General features: G+C 28.8%; 26 protein-coding genes and 1 pseudogene. 15 read left to right on the top strand and 12 right to left on the bottom strand.

All coding sequences use genetic code 11. The features are described 5' to 3' along the window. The first annotated feature begins 172 nt into the window (after positions 1-172). Entirely contained in the window at positions 173-868 is a 696-nt protein-coding gene (locus tag Q6H37_RS16735) for a manganese catalase family protein (RefSeq protein ID WP_007060339.1), read from the top strand. Between the two features lie 135 nt (positions 869-1,003). On the opposite strand, the gene Q6H37_RS16730 is transcribed toward Q6H37_RS16735, so the two are convergent. Continuing rightward, on the bottom strand, positions 1,004-1,432 hold the full coding sequence (locus tag Q6H37_RS16730) for a DUF2935 domain-containing protein (protein WP_318734215.1): 429 nt from the start codon (positions 1,430-1,432) through the stop codon (positions 1,004-1,006). Between the two features lie 194 nt (positions 1,433-1,626). On the opposite strand from Q6H37_RS16730, the gene Q6H37_RS16725 reads away from it, so the two are divergent. Beyond that, on the top strand, positions 1,627-2,268 hold the full coding sequence (locus tag Q6H37_RS16725; protein WP_318734213.1) for a DUF2238 domain-containing protein: 642 nt from the start codon (positions 1,627-1,629) through the stop codon (positions 2,266-2,268). Positions 2,269-2,373: 105 nt separating this feature from the next. Here the strand turns inward: Q6H37_RS16725 and Q6H37_RS16720 are convergent, their stop codons facing one another. After that, complete coding sequence (locus tag Q6H37_RS16720) at positions 2,374-2,877, bottom strand: manganese catalase family protein (RefSeq protein WP_318734211.1); 504 nt, start codon at positions 2,875-2,877, stop codon at positions 2,374-2,376. Further along, complete coding sequence (locus tag Q6H37_RS16715) at positions 2,807-4,402, bottom strand: recombinase family protein (protein WP_318734207.1); 1,596 nt, start codon at positions 4,400-4,402, stop codon at positions 2,807-2,809. The genes Q6H37_RS16720 and Q6H37_RS16715 overlap by 71 nt, the downstream gene beginning before the upstream one ends. Positions 4,403-4,702: 300 nt before the next feature. Here Q6H37_RS16715 and Q6H37_RS16710 point away from each other — a divergent pair, with 300 nt between their 5' ends. From Q6H37_RS16710 to Q6H37_RS16700, 3 genes are all read left to right on the top strand, one after another. After that, positions 4,703-5,458, top strand: coding sequence for a hypothetical protein (locus Q6H37_RS16710; RefSeq protein WP_318734204.1), 756 nt, complete (start codon positions 4,703-4,705; stop codon positions 5,456-5,458). A 48-nt stretch (positions 5,459-5,506) separates the two neighbouring features. Further along, entirely contained in the window at positions 5,507-5,917 is a 411-nt protein-coding gene (locus Q6H37_RS16705) for a hypothetical protein (RefSeq protein WP_318734203.1), read from the top strand. Positions 5,918-5,982: 65 nt separating this feature from the next. Continuing rightward, positions 5,983-6,168 carry a hypothetical protein gene (locus tag Q6H37_RS16700; RefSeq protein ID WP_318734201.1) on the top strand — a complete coding sequence of 62 codons (186 nt, stop codon included), beginning with the start codon at positions 5,983-5,985 and terminating at the stop codon, positions 6,166-6,168. A gap of 167 nt (positions 6,169-6,335) precedes the next feature. Here Q6H37_RS16700 and Q6H37_RS16695 read toward each other — a convergent pair. Beyond that, positions 6,336-6,530, bottom strand: a pseudogene (locus Q6H37_RS16695) (manganese catalase family protein); the annotation flags it as partial. Positions 6,531-6,533: 3 nt separating this feature from the next. After that, positions 6,534-7,076 carry a spore coat protein CotJB gene (locus tag Q6H37_RS16690; RefSeq protein ID WP_318734198.1) on the bottom strand — a complete coding sequence of 181 codons (543 nt, stop codon included), beginning with the start codon at positions 7,074-7,076 and terminating at the stop codon, positions 6,534-6,536. A gap of 205 nt (positions 7,077-7,281) precedes the next feature. On the opposite strand from Q6H37_RS16690, the gene Q6H37_RS16685 reads away from it, so the two are divergent. Both Q6H37_RS16685 and Q6H37_RS16680 read left to right on the top strand, forming a co-directional pair. Continuing rightward, the gene (locus Q6H37_RS16685; RefSeq protein WP_318734196.1) at positions 7,282-7,803 is read left to right on the top strand and encodes a hypothetical protein; all 522 of its coding nucleotides are present in this window, start codon (positions 7,282-7,284) and stop codon (positions 7,801-7,803) included. Positions 7,804-7,943: 140 nt separating this feature from the next. Continuing rightward, positions 7,944-8,075 carry a hypothetical protein gene (locus Q6H37_RS16680; protein WP_007060355.1) on the top strand — a complete coding sequence of 44 codons (132 nt, stop codon included), beginning with the start codon at positions 7,944-7,946 and terminating at the stop codon, positions 8,073-8,075. Between the two features lie 83 nt (positions 8,076-8,158). Here Q6H37_RS16680 and Q6H37_RS16675 read toward each other — a convergent pair whose 3' ends face one another. Beyond that, on the bottom strand, positions 8,159-8,599 hold the full coding sequence (locus Q6H37_RS16675; RefSeq protein ID WP_318734187.1) for a hypothetical protein: 441 nt from the start codon (positions 8,597-8,599) through the stop codon (positions 8,159-8,161). A gap of 210 nt (positions 8,600-8,809) precedes the next feature. Here Q6H37_RS16675 and Q6H37_RS16670 point away from each other — a divergent pair, with 210 nt between their 5' ends. Then, complete coding sequence (locus Q6H37_RS16670; protein WP_318734185.1) at positions 8,810-9,292, top strand: cell wall anchor protein; 483 nt, start codon at positions 8,810-8,812, stop codon at positions 9,290-9,292. 98 nt (positions 9,293-9,390) lie between these two features. On the opposite strand, the gene Q6H37_RS16665 is transcribed toward Q6H37_RS16670, so the two are convergent. Beyond that, a complete protein-coding gene (locus Q6H37_RS16665; RefSeq protein WP_318734183.1) occupies positions 9,391-10,206 on the bottom strand; it encodes a MerR family transcriptional regulator in 816 nt (271 codons plus the stop codon). A gap of 195 nt (positions 10,207-10,401) precedes the next feature. On the opposite strand from Q6H37_RS16665, the gene Q6H37_RS16660 reads away from it, so the two are divergent. The 6 genes from Q6H37_RS16660 (at position 10,402) to Q6H37_RS16635 (ending at position 18,722) form a co-directional block, all read left to right on the top strand. Further along, on the top strand, positions 10,402-10,602 hold the full coding sequence (locus tag Q6H37_RS16660; protein ID WP_318734181.1) for an alpha/beta-type small acid-soluble spore protein: 201 nt from the start codon (positions 10,402-10,404) through the stop codon (positions 10,600-10,602). 281 nt (positions 10,603-10,883) lie between these two features. Then, complete coding sequence (locus Q6H37_RS16655; protein ID WP_318734179.1) at positions 10,884-12,989, top strand: methyl-accepting chemotaxis protein; 2,106 nt, start codon at positions 10,884-10,886, stop codon at positions 12,987-12,989. A 343-nt stretch (positions 12,990-13,332) separates the two neighbouring features. Continuing rightward, on the top strand, positions 13,333-13,779 hold the full coding sequence (locus Q6H37_RS16650; protein WP_318734177.1) for a hypothetical protein: 447 nt from the start codon (positions 13,333-13,335) through the stop codon (positions 13,777-13,779). A gap of 129 nt (positions 13,780-13,908) precedes the next feature. Beyond that, positions 13,909-14,964 carry an NlpC/P60 family protein gene (locus tag Q6H37_RS16645; protein WP_412523865.1) on the top strand — a complete coding sequence of 352 codons (1,056 nt, stop codon included), beginning with the start codon at positions 13,909-13,911 and terminating at the stop codon, positions 14,962-14,964. 360 nt (positions 14,965-15,324) lie between these two features. Further along, positions 15,325-17,376 (top strand): leucine-rich repeat domain-containing protein, encoded by a 2,052-nt coding sequence (locus Q6H37_RS16640; RefSeq protein ID WP_318734174.1) that lies wholly within the window; start codon positions 15,325-15,327, stop codon positions 17,374-17,376. A 239-nt stretch (positions 17,377-17,615) separates the two neighbouring features. Then, positions 17,616-18,722: an XdhC family aldehyde oxidoreductase maturation factor gene (locus Q6H37_RS16635; protein WP_318734172.1), complete on the top strand. Its 1,107-nt coding sequence runs from the start codon at positions 17,616-17,618 to the stop codon at positions 18,720-18,722. A 150-nt stretch (positions 18,723-18,872) separates the two neighbouring features. On the opposite strand, the gene Q6H37_RS16630 is transcribed toward Q6H37_RS16635, so the two are convergent. From Q6H37_RS16630 to Q6H37_RS16610, 5 genes are all read right to left on the bottom strand, one after another. Further along, positions 18,873-20,234, bottom strand: coding sequence for a HAMP domain-containing sensor histidine kinase (locus Q6H37_RS16630; RefSeq protein ID WP_318734170.1), 1,362 nt, complete (start codon positions 20,232-20,234; stop codon positions 18,873-18,875). Further along, positions 20,225-20,887 (bottom strand): response regulator transcription factor, encoded by a 663-nt coding sequence (locus Q6H37_RS16625; protein WP_318734168.1) that lies wholly within the window; start codon positions 20,885-20,887, stop codon positions 20,225-20,227. The genes Q6H37_RS16630 and Q6H37_RS16625 overlap by 10 nt, the downstream gene beginning before the upstream one ends. Positions 20,888-20,977: 90 nt before the next feature. Beyond that, on the bottom strand, positions 20,978-21,739 hold the full coding sequence (locus tag Q6H37_RS16620; RefSeq protein ID WP_318734166.1) for a lantibiotic immunity ABC transporter MutG family permease subunit: 762 nt from the start codon (positions 21,737-21,739) through the stop codon (positions 20,978-20,980). A gap of 1 nt (position 21,740) precedes the next feature. Further along, positions 21,741-22,502, bottom strand: coding sequence for a lantibiotic immunity ABC transporter MutE/EpiE family permease subunit (locus Q6H37_RS16615; protein ID WP_318734164.1), 762 nt, complete (start codon positions 22,500-22,502; stop codon positions 21,741-21,743). Further along, a complete protein-coding gene (locus Q6H37_RS16610; protein WP_318734162.1) occupies positions 22,502-23,218 on the bottom strand; it encodes a lantibiotic protection ABC transporter ATP-binding protein in 717 nt (238 codons plus the stop codon). Before Q6H37_RS16610 ends, Q6H37_RS16615 begins: the two co-directional genes overlap by 1 nt. 355 nt (positions 23,219-23,573) lie before the next feature. Here Q6H37_RS16610 and Q6H37_RS16605 point away from each other — a divergent pair, with 355 nt between their 5' ends. Further along, a complete protein-coding gene (locus tag Q6H37_RS16605) occupies positions 23,574-24,254 on the top strand; it encodes a Yip1 family protein (protein WP_318734160.1) in 681 nt (226 codons plus the stop codon). Positions 24,255-24,265 lie beyond the last annotated feature (11 nt).

Here is a 24,265-nt window from a genome sequence, read left to right as displayed (position 1 = left end):
CTCCAATAATTATATAAGATCATATTATAAAGCTAGATTTATGTGTGTATTTTTTGCTGAATCTATTTTAATATACCTAAAATTACCGAAAAATTTTCACTTGCAGTATGCATTTAATATATCCATTTATGAAATATTATATTTAGGAATATAAAAAGGAGATGTGATCTAAATGTTTAAACATGAAAAGCAATTGCTTAAGGATGTTAAGGTAGAAAGACCAAACCCTCAATATGCGGTATTAATGCAAGAACAACTTGGTGGCGGCAATGGAGAACTTAAGGCTGCTATGCAATATATATCTCAGAGTTTTAGAATAAAGGATCCTGCAATTAAAGATTTATTTTTAGATATAGGTTCAGAAGAATTGAGCCATATGGAAATGGTAGCGCAAACTATCAATTTGCTAAATGGTCATGCAGTGGATTTTAATACTGTAACTAGCGGAGAAATTGAAACACATGTTCTTGGAGGATTATCACCAGTGTTAACTAATTCTTCTGGAGAACCATGGACAGCAAACTATGTAACAGTAACTGGTGATTTGGTAGCAGATTTACTTTCTAATATTGCTTCAGAACAAAGAGCAAAGGTTGTATACGAATATCTTTATCGTCAAGTTAATGATAAATATGTTAGAGAAACTATAAACTTTTTATTAGAAAGAGAAGAGGCACATAATGCATTATTTAGAGAAGCTCTTAATAATGTTAAAGATACTGGATCAAATAAGAACTTTGGAGTTACAGAGGACTCAAAATTGTACTTTGATTTATCAACACCAGGTAGATTCTATCAAAACCCTAATCCTACAGAACCAAGCTTTGCAAATCCTAGAAAAGAATCTGAATTGGCAGGAAAACATTAATTAAAGGATGAAGTTAAAATATATTTTTAATCTAAAAAGCTATGAAATATTTACACATTAATTTCATAGCTTTCATTATTTACTATTTTAAGTATGATAGTTTAAAGCTCTAGTAAGTATTATTGATTAAGATCATTATCGTATTTGCTGCCTTAAGTTTGTAAATAGCTCAAGCATAAAATTTTGTTCATCAATGATATGTTTAACTAATTCCTGCCAAGCAGCGTTTCCTCGTCCATGTCTTAGCAATTGTGGATAAAATGACAAAGCATGCCTGTCATGAAGTATAAATTCATCAATTAATCTTCTTACATTGGCAATATTTCTAGCATATAGAGTAGGATTGGAATTTACGATTCTCTTCAAGTACATTACATCATTATGCAATTTCGAAAACATTCTATGAATACTATTAAGATTATTTACCATAGGTGCTGGAAGGTTAACACCAGAAAGTTTAGCCACAGTCTTTAAAAAGTTTGGATGATCACTTGAAATGTGGGTCCATAATTGAAGTTCATTAAAAACACAAGTAAATTGATTTACATGAGTATAACAATACATAGGTTACCTCCTGAAAAATATACACAATACATAATATGCAGCTTTTATAAATATTGTTACATTGAATTTTAATTATATTTTTTATAATATAGAACATACTATAAATATACTTTTCATACACTTGTTTTTGTATAATTTACATACTAAAAAATTATTTAAGATTTGCAGTAGAAATATAATTGGAGTGCATTTTTATGACTAAAATGAAAAAAGATAGTAAACCTAAAAAACTGCATTTAATTTTGTTAATATTATTTGTTTTATGTTCTATTATATCAGCTATTCATCCTCAAAATTATTCTACATGGTTTTTTGAATTCTTACCTGCTTTTATAGGAGTTATAATACTTATATTTACTTATAATAAATTTAAGTTTACGGACTTTGTTTATGAACTTATTTTAATTGTAATAATAATAATGCTGATTGGAGCACATTATAAATATAGCGGAGTACCTATATTTAATTCAATAAAGCAAGCATATAATTTAAAAAGAAACTATTACGATAGATTTGGGCATTTTATGCAGGGATTTATACCAGCTTTTATTATTAGAGAACTATTAATAAGAAAGATCAAATTAAAAAAAGGGATAATATTATCTATAATTGTTGTTTGCATTTGTTTAGCAATAAGTGGTTTTTATGAAATATTAGAAGGTGCAGCATGCATTGTGTATAAAAGAGCCCCAGAGGATTTATTGGAGTATCAAGGAGATAAATTGGATACTCAATGGGATATGTTTTGTGCACTAATAGGATCTATGTTAATGGTAACTATGTTTTATAAAATTCATGATACAAAGATAAATAATTTAGAAAATTACAAAAGATAGTATTTATTAGTTATTGAAATTTCGCACATGCAAAGATTTTCTTAGCAATATGCTTATGTTAAGTGAAAATTTTGTGTGTGCGAAATTTTAGTTATTTACAAGTAGTTAATAAGTCTGTTTTATATTAGGCATTATAAACAAATGAGGTTCTTGTAAGCGTTCTTGAACAATTCTAAGAACTTCACCAAATCTTTGATAATGAACAACTTCTCTTTCTCTTAAGAATTTTAAAGGCTCTATAACATCAGGATCGTCAGCCATATTTATTAGATATTCATAAGTAGCTCTTGCTTTTTGTTCAGCAGCTAAATCTTCATTGAGATCTACAATAGGATCACCTTTTGATTGAATATATGAGGCATTAAATGGAACACCCGAACCACTTGAAGGGTAAATACCTTTTCCGTGATCTGCATAGTAAGCACCCATTCCTGCTTTTTCAATTTCTTCAATACTTGCACCTTTCATAAGCTGGTGAACTATAGAACCTACCATTTCTAAATGTGCTAATTCTTCTGTGCCGCAATGTTGTAAGTTATCAAGATTTTGTAGGGAGTTTAGGATATAAAATAAGTTCAAAGTTATCTGGATTGTTATGCCAGCGCCCATTTACTTTTTTTATATAAACAGCTTTAACAATTAGTTCTCTTAAAAGCTGGTTTTTTAGGGATGGATCTTCTGTAACTGTATACAATTCAAGTATTTTTTCAGCCTTGGGAATAGTTACTTTTTCATTTTCATTTTTTAATATTTCAAAATGTAAATCATCAAGAAGGGCTTTCATACTTTTTTCAGTTGTATTAACTTTGTTATTAATAATTGTGGAACGTTTAATAAACATATCAGTTGAATAGATGCCTTGTTCCAGTAGGTTGTATATATTATTCAATTGTTTATTTAGATTTTTTAATTTTTTATCTAAATTTTTAATAGCCTTCTTTTTTATATTTAATTGAACATCTTCATTGGGAGTTTCATCATTTTCTAATTTCCAATAAAACTTATAATCTTTCAGCCAATTTTCAAGAGCTTTTATCAATCTTTCCTCAACATAAGATAGTTGTGAACTTATATTAGAACATGCTGTATTTGGACATAATAGGGTTTCTGGTTGATTTCTTTTTATATATGGCCTGCGTATCATTTTACGTCCGCAAATGCCACATATAATTAGACCGGAGAGAGGGTTCTTTATTTGTCGTTTTTTTGGACAATGATTTAATGAGTTATTTGCAAGGAGCTCTTGTGCAATATTAAAAGTATCAGTGTCAATTATAGATTCATGTAGTCCATCAACAAGAAGCCAATCCCTGGGATTTGCTCTAGGACGCTGCTTTTTAATATAACCTCCAACTATTTTCTTCTTTTCAGGACGGCAGTTCCATCGAATCTTACCTATATATACAGGATTGTGCAATATTCCTTGAATAGAAGAGTTAACCCATACATCACCCTTCATTGGGGGGATTTTAAGGTTATTTAATTTTTTAGCTATAAGTGATATTCCTAATTTTTTAAGTTCTCCATTTTGTTGTTTTTCACCTTTTACATACAGTTCAAATATTAACCTCACTATGTCAGTTTGTTCTGCATTTATTTCCAGAGTATATCCTTTCCCTTCTTTAATCTTTTTTCTAATATATCCATAAGGAGGTTTTGTTCCTAGAAATTTACCTTCCTTTACAGATTGAATTCTTCCACGCTGCAATCTTCTATTTATGGTTTTATATTCTCTACGGCTCATAAATAACCCAAATTCAAAATATTCTTCATCATATTCATTATTTGGATCATATATTTTCATTGGCGTTATAATTTTAGTATTTGAATATTTAAAGGTTTGAGCAACTATACCCTGATCCATAGTATCACCACGAGCCAAACGTTCCACTTCCATAACAAGAACTCCATCCCAGAAATTTTCTCCAATTTCTAAAAGAAGCTGCTGCATAATAGGTCTAGCAGCAATAGTTTCTCCTGAAACAATTTCTTTGTATATTTTAGTTATATTAAGCTTTAGATTTTGGGATAAAGATAACAAAATTTCTTGATGTCTAGCAAGAGTTTCACCCTCACCTCTAGATTCTGCTTCCATGTCTGCTCTAGATTTTCTTAAATACAAACAATATGGCATGAAAAAATCCACCTTTCATTTTTTGCACAAATTATCTTATATAATAATCATATTTTGTATAGCTATTAAATAGGTTATTTTTTTAAAATAGATGTTATAATTTTTGAGTTACTTAAAATCTAAAAAGGTTAGTAAGTGAATAAAAAATCCACATAGAAAAAATAGTAAAAATATGGTAAAATATTACTTGCAAGATTAATTTATTGTTTTCAATGCTATAAGTTAATTTTTGTATCTGGTATAGTAATAAATCAAAATTTTTTATTTGAAGATGAGGTGAATGAAAGAGGGAGATATATTATGTTTGTAGGATTTAAACTAAACGTTGATGAAAATTTATTTAATGACGATGATATTTATTGTTATAGTACTGGCAAAAAAACGTTTAATATGAATAGAAAAAAAGTTAAAAAAAGCTTAGATAATTTTATTTTAAAAGATGGTTCTTTGGATGGTTCCAATATTCAATCAGATTGGTTTCCACAAATTGATGCAGATATTTTTATTTCTCACTCATATAAGGATAAGGATATGGCAATTGCTTTATCGGGATGGCTAAGTAGAAACTTTCAATTAAGTGCTTTTGTGGATTCTTGTGTATGGGGTTATTGTAAAAATTTACTTGAGGAAATAGATAATAAATATTGTTTAACAGATGATGGACATTATGATTATGTAAAAAGAAATTATTCTACCAGTCATGTTCATATGATGTTATGTACTGCTTTGGCTATGATGATGGATAAGGCGGAGTGCTTATTTTTTCTTAATACTCCAAATTTAATTAAAGCCTCGGATATAATAAAAAAAACTCAATCACCGTGGATATACATGGAGATTGCAGCAGCGAAATTAATTAGAAAAACACCTAGGGAGATATTTGTAAGTAAACAAAATTTTAATGTTAATTATAACTTAGATATGGAACATTTATATGAAATTAACCATCAGGATTTAGAAAAATGGAGAATTAAATGTTTTAAGTATGCGAAAGAGTTAGATAAATTTGAAAAGTTGGATGAATTGTATAAAATTAAAAACATAATATTACCCTAATAAATTTAATAAATATAATATAAAAAATAATTATGGAGGCATATAAAAATGTCTGAAAAGAAAATCAAGCATTTAGAAATGATTGAAACAGATATAACACGTATGGCATCTAACTCATTTAAATTGAAAAGCTGGTCAGTGACACTGATAACTGGAGTTTTTGCATTATCAATAAAGGATAGTAAACTGGTATATCCATTTATAGCATATATACCAGTTGGTTTTTTCTGGATACTGGACACATACTATTTAAAATTAGAACGCCAATATAGAAATTTATTTGATGATGTTCGTGAAAGAGATGAAAAGGATATTGATTTTTCAATGAAGATATTAGCAAAACACAATACGAAAAAGACAACATTTATAAACTGCTTTTTTTCATCTACAGAAGTGTGGTTTTATTTTCCATGCGCAGTATTTGTTACAGTGGTGGTGATTTTATTAATTGTACTATAAAATCACACATAACTTACAAGATTCATAAATTAATAAGTACAGTATTCTATTTTAAGGTGATCTAAATGTCTACAGAGGATTCTTATAAAAATATCATAGAGGAATATAAAATTGGGAATACAACTATAAAAATATGTGATGAAGAATATAAGGATAAGACATCAGAAGATATAAGAAAGATACTTGAAAGAGTAACGCTTATTGGATGGAAGTGTATAAGATCTGCAAGAACACTTGGAAAGGATATTTAAAGTCAATATGTATTAGAATAAAATCATAAGCTAAAAGATAAATATACTAAAGATTTGATTTAAAATGAAAAATATTTAAATATGTTAATATAAGATGAAAGTTAAGTGCTTTAATAATTTATATTGTAAATTGAGAAATATAATAACTTATAACATTATGGTGCTTATTCTTCTGTTCCTATGTCATTTAAAGTTGCTATAGCCTGTGGAGTTACCATAGTAAACCTTTGACTTAAATATCTTAATGATGCAGCTAATTCACCGTCAGGGCCGCCATATTGAGTTATAATAGTTTTTGCCATATTAGGATTAGGATTTTTAATTTTTATAGGATATTCCAAGAATTTTTCGTATGTCCACATATGCTACATCCCCTCCCCATTAAGTTCAAAGTTGGCATCGTATTCCCATGGACAAGGTTCATTTATCCACTGCCATGGATTTGGACTGGAAGAGCCATGCTCAGTTAACATACCATAATGCATTTCATATTTTTCTGTTAATTTTTTGCATTGGGCTACATAAAAATTATATTTTGCCAAAGCATTTCCATCCATAGGGTGGGTATTAAGATATAAAGAAAGATCTTCTTTCATAAAATTGGTGGCAGTGATTTTTTTCAAAAGCTCCATTCTGCCCATTTTATCTTCTGGACTCCATTTATCACGCAGGTTATCAAAAGAATTATATCTTTTTTCCATTTTATTATATGGACTAAAGAGTTCTGGGAAAACAGTTCCTTTCATTAAAGCTTCAATAGGAGGAAAAATGGTGCAAAGTCTCTGATATGGAACGTATGCAGCTGCCAATCTAACGTTTTTTATTATGGTTTCTTGTGGAATGCAATTCATCATTGGTGGATGATTTGCATTTAACATGTTATTTGCTGGGGTTCTTAGATATGCCATAGTTGTATCTTAACTCCTTATTTATTATTCATACAGTTATAAAATATTCTAATTATGAAGTAATTGATACAAAAATTTAAAAATAAATGATATAGCACTATTGAGGTATTAATATAATTTTATTTTAAAAAATGTAATTAAATAGTCACAATTTAAAAATTTCTTAATATAATAGTTAATGAAGAAACTTTACTGGAGGTAAAATATGGAAGAAAAGAATTCCGACACTAGAGAAGTTAATGAGAGTGAAGATTTCGAAAGGGAATGTTCATGCTCAGGTTCAGCGATGTGCAATTGTCCAATGATGCAAGGTTATATGCCAATGTATTCTAATCCTATGTATTCTAATCCAATGATGGGCATGAATCCAATGATGGGAGAAAACCCAATGATGGGACAAAACCCAATGATGGGAGTAAATCCTGCTATGCAAGGCACAGCTCCAATGCAGGAAAATGCCATGATGCAGCAAACTCTTCCACAAGCTGGAATGCAGAAGGGAGAAGAAGGCGAGCAGCCAACTTTTAGTATGTTCGATGATCTCTATAGACCTGCACATGGAGGAATGCATGGCGGTGGTATGCATCACGGGGGAATGCATCATGGAGGATTCCATCACGGAGGATTTGGTGGATTTTATCCATATTATAACTTCTACAGTTATCCATATTACTATCCATATTATTATCCTTATCCATATTATCCATATTATCCATGGATGTATTAATCCATTACAGATAGTGCTTGGAAAAGGCTGGCAGAAAATTAAAGCTGCTGGCTTTTACTTTTTATAAGAATTGTACATTAGCAATATGAGATAAATAATTTTTTGTCTGTTGAACATAATAATTAATAGAGGTGGTAAGTGTGGTAAATAAGCGTAAGACAAAGAGTAATCAGTATGCAAAATTAGGAATAAGAAAAAATTCAAATGGAGATTTTGAATACATAAATCCAGAAGATAAAAATAGATCAAAATATAAAGAAATTAAGAAGTAAATTAAAACCAGCTTACTTTTTATAAGCTGGTTAAAATCTATACTTTTACAGCAATTGCTTTAGTTCTTCATATAGTAAGATAATTATTTATGAAAGTCAGTTATTAGATTAGTAAGAGCTTCTGCTTTATTTTTGTCTAATCCAAATTTTTTCACTAAAGTTTCCACTATATCTTTTTTCTGGGATGGATCAAGTAAACCTTTAGGATCAATATGTAATGATTGTAATATAGCTTTCATTAAATGTTTTCCAACTCCAAAAAAGTTAGCCAATCTTTCTACAGCAGCATCAACCCTTTGATTCATTTCTTCTTCTAAATTTTTTCTAAAATCCTCGCCTAGTTCTTGAGGAGAGGAATTTGATGTAATTGTTGAGTTTTGTTTTATTGAATTGGCAATTTTATCAGTGACAATTTTATTAAAAATACTACCAAAGGAGTCTCCTTTTAAGTTTTTAGCAGCATTTGATATTTTTTTCTTATTAATTGAATTGCTTGTAGATATAATGTCTGCACAATTATTCATATGTAAACCTCCAATTTTTAAAAAATATTTACATTATTTTCTCTATGTGTAATTTATTATAACATTAAATGTAAGGTAACTCAACTTTTGCATAATTTTAAACTGTGAATGTTGAGTAAAGTAAGTTTGATAGTTATTTGTATAATAATGAAGGATTATATGTAAGTTTGTAGAATATTTATAATGTAGCTTAGAAGAGAGGGAGTACATATGAAGAAAAAAATAATTAAATATTTAACTGGCTTGATAACTATGGCATCTTTATTATTTTGCTTTTCTGCATGTTCTAGTAATAAAAGTGCTTCTCAGCAAAAGGCTAGTACATCAAAAACTGAAACACAAAAGTCAGATGAAGGAAAGTCCAATACAACAAAATCAGACAGTCAGAAATCAGATACTTCAAAAGTGAATACATCAAATACAGGAACGCAGGGCGCGGGAACATCAAAAAACAGTAATTCAAAAACAGATGTACAAACTACAAATACATCAAAGGCCAATACTTCAAAAATGAATACACAAAAAACAGAAGAATCAAAAGTAAGTACACCAAATACAAATAAGCAAAATGCAGATAAGTCAGATAAAGTAGAAAGTAAGAATTCAGGTATAGATAACAAAAGCAGTCCCAGCAAACTTACAATTACAGGTCCTAAAGAGCCTACACCACCTAAAGAACCTGAAAGCCCATGATTTATAAGCATGCATGTGAAATAGAAGGGTTGCTGCGTTAAAAATGGATATTTCAATATATTGTATATGAATTAGTTAATGCAGCAACCTAATGATATTTATTTTTGTTTAATTGGAAAATATACTTCAGTTACAAATTCATCAGGACTACATTTGGAATCTGGACCCTTAATATATTTATCATAAGGAGCACCAATTATTTCATAATTATTTTTTTCAATCCAGTCGGTAAGTTCTGCATAGGCTTCTCCAATTTCACTGTATGCACCTATAAAGGTAGTATGGACATGCAAGCCTCCTTTTAAAATCCTTGTTTTCATAGAATTTGTTTCAAATTTCTTATTTACAGGTATGCAAACTTCTATATCTGCATTACTTTCATCAAAATCTTCATCATAATAAATAGTCATTATATTTCCACAGACTTTTAGGTTATTTTGGTATATGTTTTCAAAAACCTGTCCAATTAAGCTTGCTATATTATCCATTGAAATTCTGTCCCTTAAACTTAAAATTAATTTGTCATCTAAATTATCCATTGAAATTTTAAAGCTCCTCTTAGAAGTCATTATATCATCACCTTTCTTCAAACTTTTTACGCAAGTTTCTAATTCGAATAAAATATTATTATTTTGATGTATTTCATTTGTAATATAATCTATTTGTTTTTGTAGTAATTTTTTTAAAGTTTCATTACTTTTATCTTCAATAATTTGTTTTATTTCCTCTAGGGAAAATTTGTATATTTTAAGCTTATTTATCTTTAGAATGTCTTTAACTTGGCATCTTTCATAATATCTATATTGATTTTCAGGATTTACAAAGCTAGGCTTTATCAATCCAATTTTATCATAATGCCTTAGCATTTTTGTTGAAACCTTTCCAATTTTCGAAAATTGTCCTATAGTATACATTTGAAACCTCCTAAATTTTTAATCTCCTTCGAAGTGATTAATTATATTTTAAACTTTACCATAATGGTAAAGTCAATATGTTTTCTGCATAAAAAATTAAAATTTAATTTTTAGGCAAATATTTTAGATTAATTTTTTATAAAACTACATAAAATAAAATGTTAATAAAGTTAAAGTACAAAGGAGGAGGTATTTATGTCAAATAAACCTTTAGTTCCAGAGGCACAAAGTAAGCTTGACAAATTAAAAATGGAAACTGCAAATGAATTAGGTGTTGATTTAAATAAAAAGTATGTAGCAGATTTAAAAACTAAAGAAATTGGTGCTATGGCTGGACCTACAGGAGGAAACATGGTAAAAAAAATGGTTGAAGCTTATGAAAATAAATTAAAATAACAGCAAAGTCTGTATCTTTTAAGGTACAGACTTTTTTAGTTTTTGGTAATATTGTGTTGGAAAAAATATAATAAATTTATACTTTATTATAGGATATAAACTTATTTTGAAAAAAAGAGAAGAATAATTATAAAATTTAATCAAAATTCGTTGAAATGTGAAAATATTTATAGTATGCTATTTGTAACAATTTTAAATGAAAGGAAAAATTTAAAAGAAGTTTTCAGAAAAGTAGGTCAATTGCAAAAAAGTAAAAAACAATATTCAAAGGGGGACAAATTATGAAATGGTACTATAACATGAAAATTAGTTCAAAGCTAATACTAGGATTTATTACAGTTGCAATATTGGCAGGCTTCATGGGGATAATTGGTATTTTAAGTCTTCAATCAACTCAAAAAACTTCTCAGCATATCATGACCAATTATGGTAATTCTCAAGGACAGTTGGGATTTATAGTTGAATCATTTCAACAATCTAGGGCAGCTGTAAGGGATTTAATAATAGAAACTGATCCCAATAATTATAAAACCTATCAAGATACAATATCCAATAATGATACAACAATATCGAAAAATTTAGCTGATTTTAAAAAAACTATACAAAATCAAACAGATCTTGAAAACTATAATAAATTGGAAAAGTCTATAAATGACTACAAGGCTGTTAGAGATCGGGTTGCAGCATTAGCAATTGAAAATAAAAAAGCAGAAGCATATGAACTTTTAAAGAAATCAGCAGTTCCAATTGGTGCTATAGCCTCAGCTAGTATTGATGAAAATATAAAACTGAATTTAACTACTGGAGCAGAATTAAATAACAAAGCTGAAAGTTCAGCCAATAAAACAATATTATTACTTATTATCATAGCAGTAATTGCAGTAGTTGCATCAATATTACTTGGATATTATATATCAAATATAATAAGTAAGCCTATTAAAAAGTTACTTAAATCAGCAGATAGCATTTCAGAAGGCAATTTAAATATTGATATAGATATAGATTCTAAGGATGAAGTTGGAAACTTAGCACAATCATTTAAAAAAATGATTATGGTTATAAAATCATTGGTAAGTGATACTAATATGTTGGTAGATGCAGCAGTTGAAGGCAAGCTGGATGTAAGAGCAGATGCAGCTAAACATAATGGGGATTATAAAAAGATAGTTGAAGGAGTAAATAAAACATTAGATGAAGTAATAAGGCCAGTGAAGGAGTCAGCGGAAGTATTAAAGGAAATGGCAAATGGTAATTTAAAGGTACGTGTTAAAGGAGATTATAAAGGAGAACATGCTAAGATTAAAAATGCATTAAATGATACTATAGATTCATTATATTCTTATATAACTGAAATTTCAGGGGTTTTAGAAGAAATGTCCAATTCAAATCTACAGTTGTCAATTAATAATGAATATAAAGGGGATTTTAGCAGAATTAAAGATGCATTAAGTCTTATAATTCAATCCTTTAATGAAGTATTTACAGAAATAAATCGTGCTGTAGATCAGGTTTCTGGAGGTTCAAATCAGGTTTCGGATGGTAGTCAAGCCCTTTCACAAGGTGCTACAGAACAGGCAAGTGCCATAGAAGAATTAAGCGTTTCTATTACAGAAGTGGCAACTCAAACTAAGGAAAATGCAGCTAATGCTACTCAGGCTAGTGAACTTGCAAACAGTGTTAAAGATGGAGCTGTACTGGGAAATTCTCATATGAAGGATATGCTTAAATCCATGGAAGAAATTAATGAAGCATCTTCTAATATTTCTAAAATAATTAAGGTTATTGATGATATTGCATTCCAAACTAATATATTAGCTTTAAATGCAGCAGTTGAAGCAGCAAGGGCAGGACAACATGGTAAAGGTTTTGCAGTAGTAGCAGAAGAAGTAAGGAATCTTGCTGCAAGAAGTGCTAGTGCAGCTAAGCAAACTACGGATTTAATTGAAGGTTCTATTAAAAAAGTAGAATCTGGAACAAAAATTGCCAATAACACTGCTAGATCCCTTGATGAAATGGTGGTTAGAGTATCTAAGGCATCAATTTTAGTTGGGGAAATAGCAGCAGCTTCAAATGAGCAGGCAACAGCAATAGCTCAAATAAACAAGGGCATAGAGCAGGTTTCAAGTGTTGTACAAACTAATTCAGCAACTGCAGAAGAAAGTGCAGCAGCAAGTGAAGAACTTTCAAGTCAAGCATTAATGCTAAAGAATATGATAGGAAAGTTTAAATTAAAAGGAGGCAGTTCGCTAGCTAATAACATTGTATTCTCATCAAATAATGAAAATAGGAAACAATTTAGAGATAATTCTTTATCTTATAATGAGGCAGCTGCATCTACAAATAAGCCTAGAATATCTTTAAGTGATGCAGAGTTTGGAAAGTACTAAAAAGTTTTGTATAAAGAAGAAGAATTGAAAAACATAGGGGAAGCTGATTATTTCACTTTTCCCTATGTTAAATTTATGAAATATTTTAAAAATATACAGCATATTTAAGCGACATGTCTCAAAATGCCTAAAAGGTAAGCTAGAAATAATAATTTTTCCAAAACAAAGTATAGCTTGTGGATAAAGTTGTGGATTATGTGGATAAAAATGTAAATTATGGATTTAAATGAGACGATATTGAATTATATGGAGATAAGTAATAAATTTAAATAAGCATTCAAAACTCACAAAAACATTATAAGGACATATACTAAATTATGATTGTAAAAAAGAAGGGGATAGATTGAAAAGAACAGGAAATGTTAAGCTTTCTGTTATGACATGGAATGTTTATTTAGGTGCAGAATTAACGCCACTGTTTACTACCTGCTCAGCTGAGCAAATTCCAGAACTTGCAACTCAAGTGTTTCGTCAATTTCTTGCAACTAATTTTCCAGAACGTGCTAAAGTTATAGCTAATCAAATTGATTTAAAAAAACCAGATATTATTGGATTGCAAGAGGCCAATTTTAAAAATAATTTTCAGATTAACATTTCTAAACAAACATTTACAATTTTACGAGGATGGTCTGCTCTCGATGTTTGTTTCCAAGAGAATGTGTTTCGAATAGTTAACACTCATCTTGACACAGATTCACTTCAAGTACAAGCGGCTCAAGCAAATGAATTATTAGATGGACCAGGAAAAACAGAGAAAGTATTAATTTTACAATATTTCTATACAAAATAAAAGAATAATATATTATCTTCATAAAATCTTCATAAGAAAAATGTATAATATAGACCAGTCGTAGTATTCTTCAAAAGTAATAAAGTAGAATTTGGTTGATGAGGATTTATTTAAGTTAGGAGTGATATGTTGAATAAGATATTGAAAAAGATTATAGCAGCAGGTGTATTAATATTGATAACTAGTAGCCCGGTAATGGCAGAACCTTCTTCAACTAATGGAAGCAATTCTAAACAACAAGTTGAAAGTATAGAAATGAACGTTGAAAAATTAGATAACCAAATAGAAGAAACTATGAGTAAAGTAGATAAAAGCAGCAAGGAAATATTAAAAGTTCAAAATGACATAAAGAGTGTATCCGTTGAACTTGATAAATCTAAGAATGATATGAAAAATTCACAGGATTTATTTAGTAAAAGAATGAGAGCAATTTACATAAGTGGTTCTAATGGATATATTGATATGCTTATAGAAGCTAATAGCTTTGGAGATTTTCTATCAAGAGTTGATACAGTTAGAAGGATTATCAGTTTTGATAATAGGATTATATCAGAATATAAGGCAAAGCAAGCTGATATTGCACAAAAGAAGGACAAGCTAACTGATGAAAACAATAGGTTGTTGGCTTTAAAATCTGATAATGAGAAGAAATTAAATCAACTTAATTCAGATAAAAGTAATCAGAAAAAGCTACTTGAAGAAGCTAAAAAACAAGAAAAGCTATATGCTGCTGCTGAGCAGGTACAAGTGAGTACTGCAGTGAAACAAGTGTCAGATATAAGAAGCGCAGCTCCAAGGCTATCTAGAGGAACAACAACTACGACTAGTGCTAGCAGTAATAATGTTATTGCATATGCTTCCAATTTCCTAGGTACACCATATGTTTGGGGTGGAACTTCTCCAAGTCCTGGATTTGATTGTTCTGGTTTTACTCAATATGTGTATGCACATTTTGGAGTATCTTTAGGAAGAACAACCTATGATCAAATAAATGATGGTAGTGAGGTATCTAGGGATCAATTGCAGCCAGGAGATTTAGTGTTCTTTGGTACCAGAAGCAACCCTCATCATATGGGTATTTATGTAGGTGATGGTGCCTATATACATGCACCTCATACAGGAGATGTAATTAAGATATCACCAATGAGTAGAAACGATTATGTAACAGCCAGAAGAGTAAATTAGGTTAATAAAAAACAAAACATTTTAAATATGTAGTAATTGCAAAGATAAAAGTTAATAAAACTTGAAAAAATTTATAAAGCTATGAAATTAGGGATAATATCCTTAGTTTCATAGCTTTTACTTATGAAAATTTTAAATATAAAATTAAAATCAGGATGAAATTTATGGAAAGTAATAAAAACAAGGTTTATAATACAATTATACAATCTGTATTAAAAATCTTGAGCTATATATCTTAAAATTAAGTTAATAAAAGATAGGCTAAGTTCTTTCTAAATAAAATAGAAATCATTTGACTTTGTTTTGAATTTAAATTTATAGAAACAATAGATAAATATATAGATTAGGAGGATAAGATGTATGATTAAAAAATTTAGATTATTCATTATATTGGGTATTATATGTACAAGCCTATTTGTAACAAATGTTGTTAAAGCCGCAAAATTTATTGATGGACAAATGGTAGACTCTAATAAAACCTGGACTTTAAAATTTACTGGAGAAGTTGGATTTGATGATCTAACTAAAAATAGTATTACTGTAACTGATATTAAGGGAAATAAGGTAGATGTAGAAATTAAACAAGGTCAGGACAATAAAACACTTTTGGTAGAACCACCTCAAAGTGGTTATATACCAGGAGAAAATTATACATTAAATATTGGAGCTAATGCACACTCAAAATCAGGGAAATCGTTAAAAAATGAATATAAAATTCATTTTAATATTAAAATTAGTTATGCAATTACTTTTAAAAACAAGAATTTAGAAAAAGTAATAAGAAATAATATAAATAAAACTACAGGAGATATTTATAAAAGTGATGTTGAAAATATTACAAGTTTAGATGCTTCCAGCAGCAATATAGATGATATTAGTGGAATAGAAAATTTAACTAGTTTACAGTTTCTTAATTTATCTCAAAATCAATTAAGCCATGTAAGTGTATTAAGGTATTTAGCTTATTTACGAGAGTTGAATTTATCACAAAATAAAATAAGTGATATTAATGAATTAAGAGGATTAAACAATTTATATTATCTTAATTTAAATAACAATGAAATAAGCGATATAAGCGAATTAAAATATTTTAATTATCTCTGTACACTTTTGTTAAATAGTAATGAAATAATAAACATAGCACCACTACAAGGGCTCACTAGTTTACAGCAGCTCTCTTTAAAGAACAATAGAATTAGTAATATAAATGCATTAAGAGGGCTAACTAATTTAAATCTTCTTTATTTGGGGCAAAATGAAATTTTAGATTATAGTCCTACAAGAGCATATTACGATAAAATCCTTAATAAGGATTTTGATTTAATAGATTCTACTGATGACAATGTAGTAATGTTTAAGGATTTAAATTTAGAGAAAGCAGTAAGAAGTGAAATAAATAAGCCATCAGGAGATATTTATAAAAGTGATGTTGAAAAAATTGTGTCTTTAAAGCCTTATGCTGAAGGAATACAGGATATTAGTGGAATAGAAAATTTAACTAATTTACAGTTTCTTGATTTATCTCAAAGTAAGATAAGTGATATAAGTGAATTGAAGAACTTAACTAAGCTTCAAACACTTTTGCTTAGTGACAATGAAATAAGTGATATAAGTCCGCTGCAGAATTTAACTGATTTAAAGCAGCTTGATTTACAGAATAATAGAGTTAGTGATATAACTCCATTACAGTATTTAAGTGATTTTAATGAGCTCTACTTAAACAATAATAGAATTACCAATATAAGTAAATTAAGGTGGCTAACTAATTTAAAGATTCTTTATTTGTCTCAAAATCAAATTTCAGATTATAGTCCTGTAAAAGGATATTATGATAATCTTACGGATAAAGATTTCAATATGTCAGATTCTACTGATTCAAAGGATATAGTTACCTTTAAAGATGAAAATTTAGAAAAAGTAGTAAGAGATAAGATAAATAAGGAAACAGGAGATATTTATATAACAGATGTTAAAAGTATTGTATCTTTAAATGCTTCACATAAGAATATAAAAGATATTAGTGGAATAGAAAATTTAACAGGTTTGCAAACTCTTGATTTAGGAAATAACCAAATTAGTGATATAAGTGTGCTAAGTAGTTTAACAAATTTGGAAACGGTAAACTTAAGTTATAATGAATTTAGTGATATAAGTAAGCTAAAAGGATTAACCAAATTAGAAACTCTTAATTTAAACAGTAATGAAATTGAAGATATAAGTGCTGTACAAACATTGAATAATTTAAAATCCCTTAATTTGTCTAATTGTAAAATAAACAATATAAATCCACTTAAAGGGTTAAATAATTTAAAAACTCTTTGGTTAAATAACAATGAAGTAAGTGATTCTGATAAAGAAACACTAAAATATGCATTATCAAATTGCAATATTTATTATGATAACGAATCTTAAAAAGGTTGAAACATATTAATTTTATGTTAGTTTAAAATTAAATGCTTATTTAGTGATATAAATATATTTGAAAACCACTTTGAAGTAATGTTCAAGTGGTTTTTCAACTTTAAATATTCATATTTTGCCTTTTCGAAGTTTTAAAACAATTCTGATAAAATTGCACAATATATAAAGGATTTATATGGAATATATAGAATATTAGCATTAGGAATAATAATTAAGTGGAGGAAATATAAATGAAAAAATTGTATAAAGAAATGGTAGATCTTTTAAATAAAAAGGAAAGCTTTGTACTTGCAACTATTTTTGATAAAACTGGTTCAGCACCACGTACTGCTGGAGCTAAGATGGTAGTTCATGAAGATGGCTCAATTTTAGGTACTATAGGAGGAGGACGTTTGGAAGCAAATGCCATAAAACTTGCACTAGAAGCATTTAAATCTAGAGAAACAAAAATGCAGTCATTTGATTTAACTAACAAAGATGTAGATGCAATGGATATGATTTGTGGTGGTAAAGGTGAAGTATTGGTAGATTTTATTGATGCTGATGATGAAAATAACAAAGTGGTTTATGAAGCTGTACAAAAAATTCAGGAGAATAGAGAAAAGGCTTGGCTTATTACAATTTTAGATACTGATTCTAATAAAAATGGTCTTAGAAGACAGCAGTGCATAGTAAAATCAGACAAAACTCTTATTGGCAGCATTGATTGTGATCCATATATTTTAGAAAAACTCATAGCTGGTCCAGCTAAAATATCTATTCATGCTGAAGTAATAGATAACCAACGTTTTTTAGTAGAACCTTTAAGACCAGCAGGCACAGTTTATATTTTTGGGGCAGGCCATGTATCTCAAAGAATTGCACCATTAAGTGAGACTGTAGGCTTCAAGACTGTAGTATTAGATGATCGAGAAGAGTATGCTAACCGTACAAGATTTTCAGAACCTACAGAACTTATGGTAATTGATTCTTTTAATAAATTACCTGATTTACATATTAATGAGGATAGTTATTTGGTAATTGTATCCAGGGGGCATCTTTATGATAAGATTGTTTTAGAACAGGTGCTTAGAAGTGATGCAAGATATATTGGTATGATAGGAAGTCGAAGCAAAAGAGATAAGATTTATAATGGATTGCTTAGCAGAGGATATACAGAAGAAGAAATTAAGCGTGTTTACTCACCAATTGGAACTAGTATATGTGCAGAGACACCTGAAGAAATTGCAGTAAGTATTGTAGGCGAATTGATTAAAGTTAGGGCAGAAGCAGAAAATGCAAGTGCTAAGAAGAAAGATAACGGTTCTGGAGCTTGTTGTCATTTAAGGGAAGAGTAACAGGATAAGGTTTTAATGAATTAATCAAGCCTTAAAGCCTTCAGTATTAATTACACTGAAGGCTTTAAATTTTCTTTATAGGATATCTGCTGTTTATATCAATATTTATAAGCTTCAAAGAAGAATTTTTTGTGATTTTGGGAAATTTAATTAATCAAGTTCTACAGGTAGTGAAATTATAATTTGTCCATCGCCAGTATTTATATCATTTTGTATATTAAGCTTACCATTATGAGCTTTAATTACTTTATTTGCAAAGGATAATCCAATACCATAATGGCCAGTTTGGCTTCGGCTCTTATTACCAGTGTAGAATAATTCTGTGGCTTTTTTTAATGCTTCAGGAGAAAAACCATCTCCAGAATCAGTAATTATGAAATAAGCTAAATTATCCTTTAAATAAGCATCTAAAGTTAATACATCCTTAGTGTATTCAATGGCATTTATAATAATATTCATGAATGCACGTTTCATTGACATACAATCAATATTGCACATTAATTCATTAGGTATCTTGTTATTAAAATTAAAACAAATATTGCTATTTCCAATAGAGGAAAGCGTATCTTTTTCAATTATGCTTAAAAATTCATTTATATTATTCTTTTCTTTATGTATTATAAAGGTTTCATCATTTTTAGATGCATCAATTAAAAGCTGGGTATAATGTTCTATTTCACCTGTTGCTTCCATAATTTCATTTGTGAAATCCAATGCTTTTTCATCTTTTTGTGTAAGATTTAGTAGTTCTGCATTTCCTTTGATAACGGTAATAGGTATTTTAATATCATGAGCTAGTGCACTAATTTGTTCTCCTTTGTTTTTTTCCTGTTCAAATTGAATTGTTAAGGATTTTTTTAAGCTGTAGCGTAAACTATCCAGGGAATCCATAACCCTTTGATGCTCTATAAAGTATGCATTTTGCACTTCAAAATCCAGATCTTGTTTTTCAATTTTTTCAGTAACATAGCTGAATTTGCTTAATTCATTTTTTATTCTATTTGAAAACTGTAAAGAAAGAATGTATAGCGTAATTAATAAAATGATAATAAAAAGTAATATTAGAGCTATTTCAGGATAAGGTATAAATTTCCTAAGTGTGTGATTTCTAAATTGAACAGCCAAGTGGTAGTGTATTACGCAGTATTCTTTTGATCGTTCAGTTACCTCATAAACATTAGTTCCAATTTGAGGGTCCTTAACGCTTAATTTAGCTTTTTCTATTTCTGAGTTATTCATATTACCTTTCTTTACATTTAAAGTTTGTTTGTCCAAAATAACATAGTTTAAATTTTCTGGTATTAAGTCAGAAGTTACTTCTTTAGCATTTTTTATGGTTTCTTTAGATTTTTCTACCATTTGTTGTGAATAGTTAGAAGGTAGAAGTATGTGTGAATTTAGCATATAATTAAAAATAAGAAAAATGGCTAATAAGGATGCTATAAAACAAAACGCTATTTTAAAAATGAATTTAATAACATATGTTTGCATAGATGTTTTTTTTATTTCCACATGTATCCAACCCCCCAAACTGTTTCAATAGGAGAGCAATCAAATTTCTTAAATTTATTACGAATTAATCTTATATATTCAGTGATTACTGAGAATTGAGTATCACTATCAAGATCATAGATTGATTCGAAAATTGCCTGTTTTGTAAATACTTTTCCACGATTCAATGCTAAATATTCACAAATGTTGTATTCATTTTTAGTGAAATTAACAGGATTACCACCAATATTGATTTCCTTTTTATCAAAATCAATTGTAATATTTTCATATATTAATTTCCTAGTAGATTTTCCTCGATTTTGTCTTCTAAGATATGCTTCAACACGGGCGTTGAGCTCCATTACTCCAAAAGGCTTGGATATATAATCATCGCCTCCAAGAGTTAAACCTTTAACAATTGCAGATTCTTCTGTTTTTGCTGTTAAAAAAATAATTGGAGAATCTACTGAACTACGTATCTTTTCACAAAGTTTAAATCCATCTATTCCTGGCATCATTACATCTAGTAAAATCAAATCATATTCACAAAAGTTTTCTATAGGAGCATTTTCTGCATTTTGCAATGTAACTACTTCATGATTATTAATTTCTAAAGCGTTTTTTATTAATTTTAAAATTCTTTTATCATCGTCTACAGCTAAAATTTTTGCCATGTTTTCACATCCTTGTACATTTAATAACTCAACTTTCGGGTTAGCTTATATTAAGTGAAACTACATAGAGTTTATTTTACTAAATTTTAGTTACTTTTGTCTACCTTCCCAAAAATGAAATGAAAGAATATAAATGATAATACAGCAAATTGTCATTACTGTCATAAAGGTTAAACCTGTAGTTAGTTCACTATAGGTATAAGCTGACAGTACTTCTCCTGAAACTTTAAATTGAAATTTAAGTATAAAGTTTACAATTCGCATAGGCCATACCCATGGCAAGAACATCCAAACACCGTCTCCTTGACCTGTAGAGGCTAAAGCAGCAATGATTAAACCAGCAAATCCAGTTACAATACAAACTCCAGTACTAAAATGATAGGCCAAAGCTAAATATAAACTGTAAAGGAAAATAACACTTAAAAATATGAAAAAACCTGTTTTAAAATATAAGAGATAATTAATGTTATTTATATGGATTATACATTTCATTGATATTATAAATATTATAATTGCTAAATAGATAGAAGCTAAACTCATAGTAAGAAGCATACACAATTGACTTACGAAGGTAGTTGCCTTATGAGGCAGTTTGCTGAGCATTATCTGGCAGTGCCCAGCTTGTTTTTCTTGATCTGCAATTAATCCGCAAAGAACTGCAGAAATTATTGGAAAGAAGAAGCCAATTGCTTTAAAGAAATAATCAAATAAAGCTAAATCATTTAATTTTCCAAATCTATAAAAAGTCATAAAAATAACTAATAGGAAAGGCAATATAATATGTGTCCATAGAAAAACACCATGTTTATTTTTTAAAAATTCTGCTTTATAACTATGCCAAAATGCAATCATACTAACATACCTCACTTTTACTAAATGAATAACTTGTAATAAGGACTAATATAAAAAACAACAAAATACTTAATGCAATTCCAACTGGAATAACTGAAGAATTTAATAATGGGCTGTTTGAATCTAGCGGTAAACAATTAGGGTGCATGTGAAGTAATGGACATTGTAATCTAAGAGGTATACTCCATGGGAACAACCACCATAAAGAAGAGGGAGCTCTGCTTGCACCAAGTTCCAAATTAGCACCATAAGTTAATACTAATAAGATGAAAAAGTTTATTTTTCTACTTAACCATAAGCATAATGGAATTTGCCAAAGTGATGTAATCCAGCTTATGATAATTGCTATGAAGCAATTATAAAATGGAACAACACTTGCTTCTGTACTAGTAAATGCAATATTTAATATGGCTATAAGTATTCCTAAAAAGAGGGAAGCTATTAATGTAAAAAATGATAAAATTGCAATTTTAGCTATCCAGCTTTTCTTTAAATCAATTGGAAAAGAAAGAATGGTTTTATAGCCTGTACTGTTTTGTTCAATTTTATGAAACATACCTGTAAGAAAAACAATTAAAAGTGGCATCCAGGATAATGACCAATGGTTTAGTGAAGTAAAAGCAGATTTACTAGTAAAATATCCAAAACCTAAAAAGTCAAAAATAAGAGCAAGACTTACACATAATATAGGTATAGAAATTAATAATTTACGAAGTATAGTTTTTTTTGTTTTTAAATTTTCAGCAATTAAGTATTTAATCATTATATAATTCCTCTCTTTTTTCTAGTTTCGTGTTCAACATCCATGAATAAGGCCTCTAAATCTTCACCAGGATTGATTTTGCCTTGGTAGCCTAAAATACCATGACTCATAATTCCCACATAGTCTATAACCTGTTCTACTTCAGCTAAGATGTGACTTGATAAAATTACGGTAATTCCTTGCTCTGGAAAAGACTTTATTAATTTTCGCAAGTCTTGAATTCCTATAGGATCTAAGCCATTAGTAGGTTCATCTAAAATCAATAATTTTGGATGGTTTAAAATTGCAATAGCAATACCTAAACGCTGTTTCATTCCCATAGAGAAATTTTTAGCTTGTTTATCACCAGTATCTGTCAAATCTACAATTTTTAATACTTCACGGATACGCTTATCTGGTAATCCTAAAAGAGTAGTATGAACTTTTAAATTTTCCTTTGCAGTTAAGTTTCCATAAATAGGTGGCTGTTCAATTAAAGCACCAATATCTTTTAAATCATCACGATTCCACTTGTGGCCATCAAATATAATTTCACCTGAAGTGGGTTTTAACAATCCTGTTATCATTTTTAGTGTGGTAGATTTTCCAGCTCCATTAGCACCTAACAATCCATAAATGTGATTTTTAGGAATTGAAATGGAAAGAGAATTTACCGAATATTCCTTTTTAAATTTTTTTGTTAATTTTTCAGTTTGTAATAGATAATTTTCTTGCATAATTAACGCTCCTCGTATAATAAAGTTGATAGTCAGTTAAACAACTGCTTTCTTGTTTGCAAAATAAGAATATCAAATAAAAATCAAGATTTTATCAAAAAAGTGAAATTAAATTTGATAAAGTAAATAAAAAGATTTAAAGAAGCATAATTATTAGAATAAGGTGTATTGATATTATATTTTTCCATAAATAGTTTTGTCTTACTTTTATGGATAAGTTAGTTGATTTTTGTGCTTATACTGTATATAATAGATATGCACAGTATAAATACAAAATTTACAAGCATTCACATAATAAATATAAATAGCTAATGCCTGTATAAAACTGAATTATTTCAAATTAGGAGGAGAATTAATGTCAAAAGAAAGTAAAGATGGAATTTTAAAAACTCTTATTGGTGTTGTAATATCGCCAAAAGAAACAATGGAGAAAGTTAACCAAAATCCAAAAGTGTGGAGATACTTAATCCCCATAACGTTTATTCAATTAATTGTTACTATAGTAGAGCTGCCTAAACTTATAAGTTATACTATTTCAAGTACTCAAGAAATGACAAATGTTTCTCAAGCTGCACTTCCAATGATAAAAATGGTAGTTGTAATTTCTGGAATAGTTGGAGCATTAATTATGCCAGCTTTAGTGGCATTGATATCAAGTGCATTAATTAAACTTGCTGCATCTATTACAAAAGAAAATGGAAATTTTAAAAACTTATATTGCATAAATCTTTTAGCTTATGTTCCAGTGCTAATAGGATTAATTTTATCTGCAGTAATAATGGCGTTTACAGAACCACAAAATGTGAAGAATGTTTCCACAAGCTTTGCATTGTTTTTGAGCTCGTCAGTGGATACAAAAAGTACTATTTATAAGTTATTTTCATCTATAAATTTTTTCTATATATGGAGCAGTATATTAGCGGCAATAGGAACTTCAGTTGTATTTAAGATGAAGATTAAGAAAGCTGCAATAATAGTTTTTATAATTTATATTCTTTCAATTATTGTTCAATTTTCAATGTTATTACGGGTTTAACTTAAAGGCAC

It is taken from the genome of Clostridium sp. JS66 (assembly GCF_033561535.1).
Taxonomy (GTDB): Bacteria; Bacillota; Clostridia; order Clostridiales; family Clostridiaceae; genus Clostridium_AM; species Clostridium_AM carboxidivorans.
This window is presented reverse-complemented; position numbering and strand designations above follow the sequence as displayed.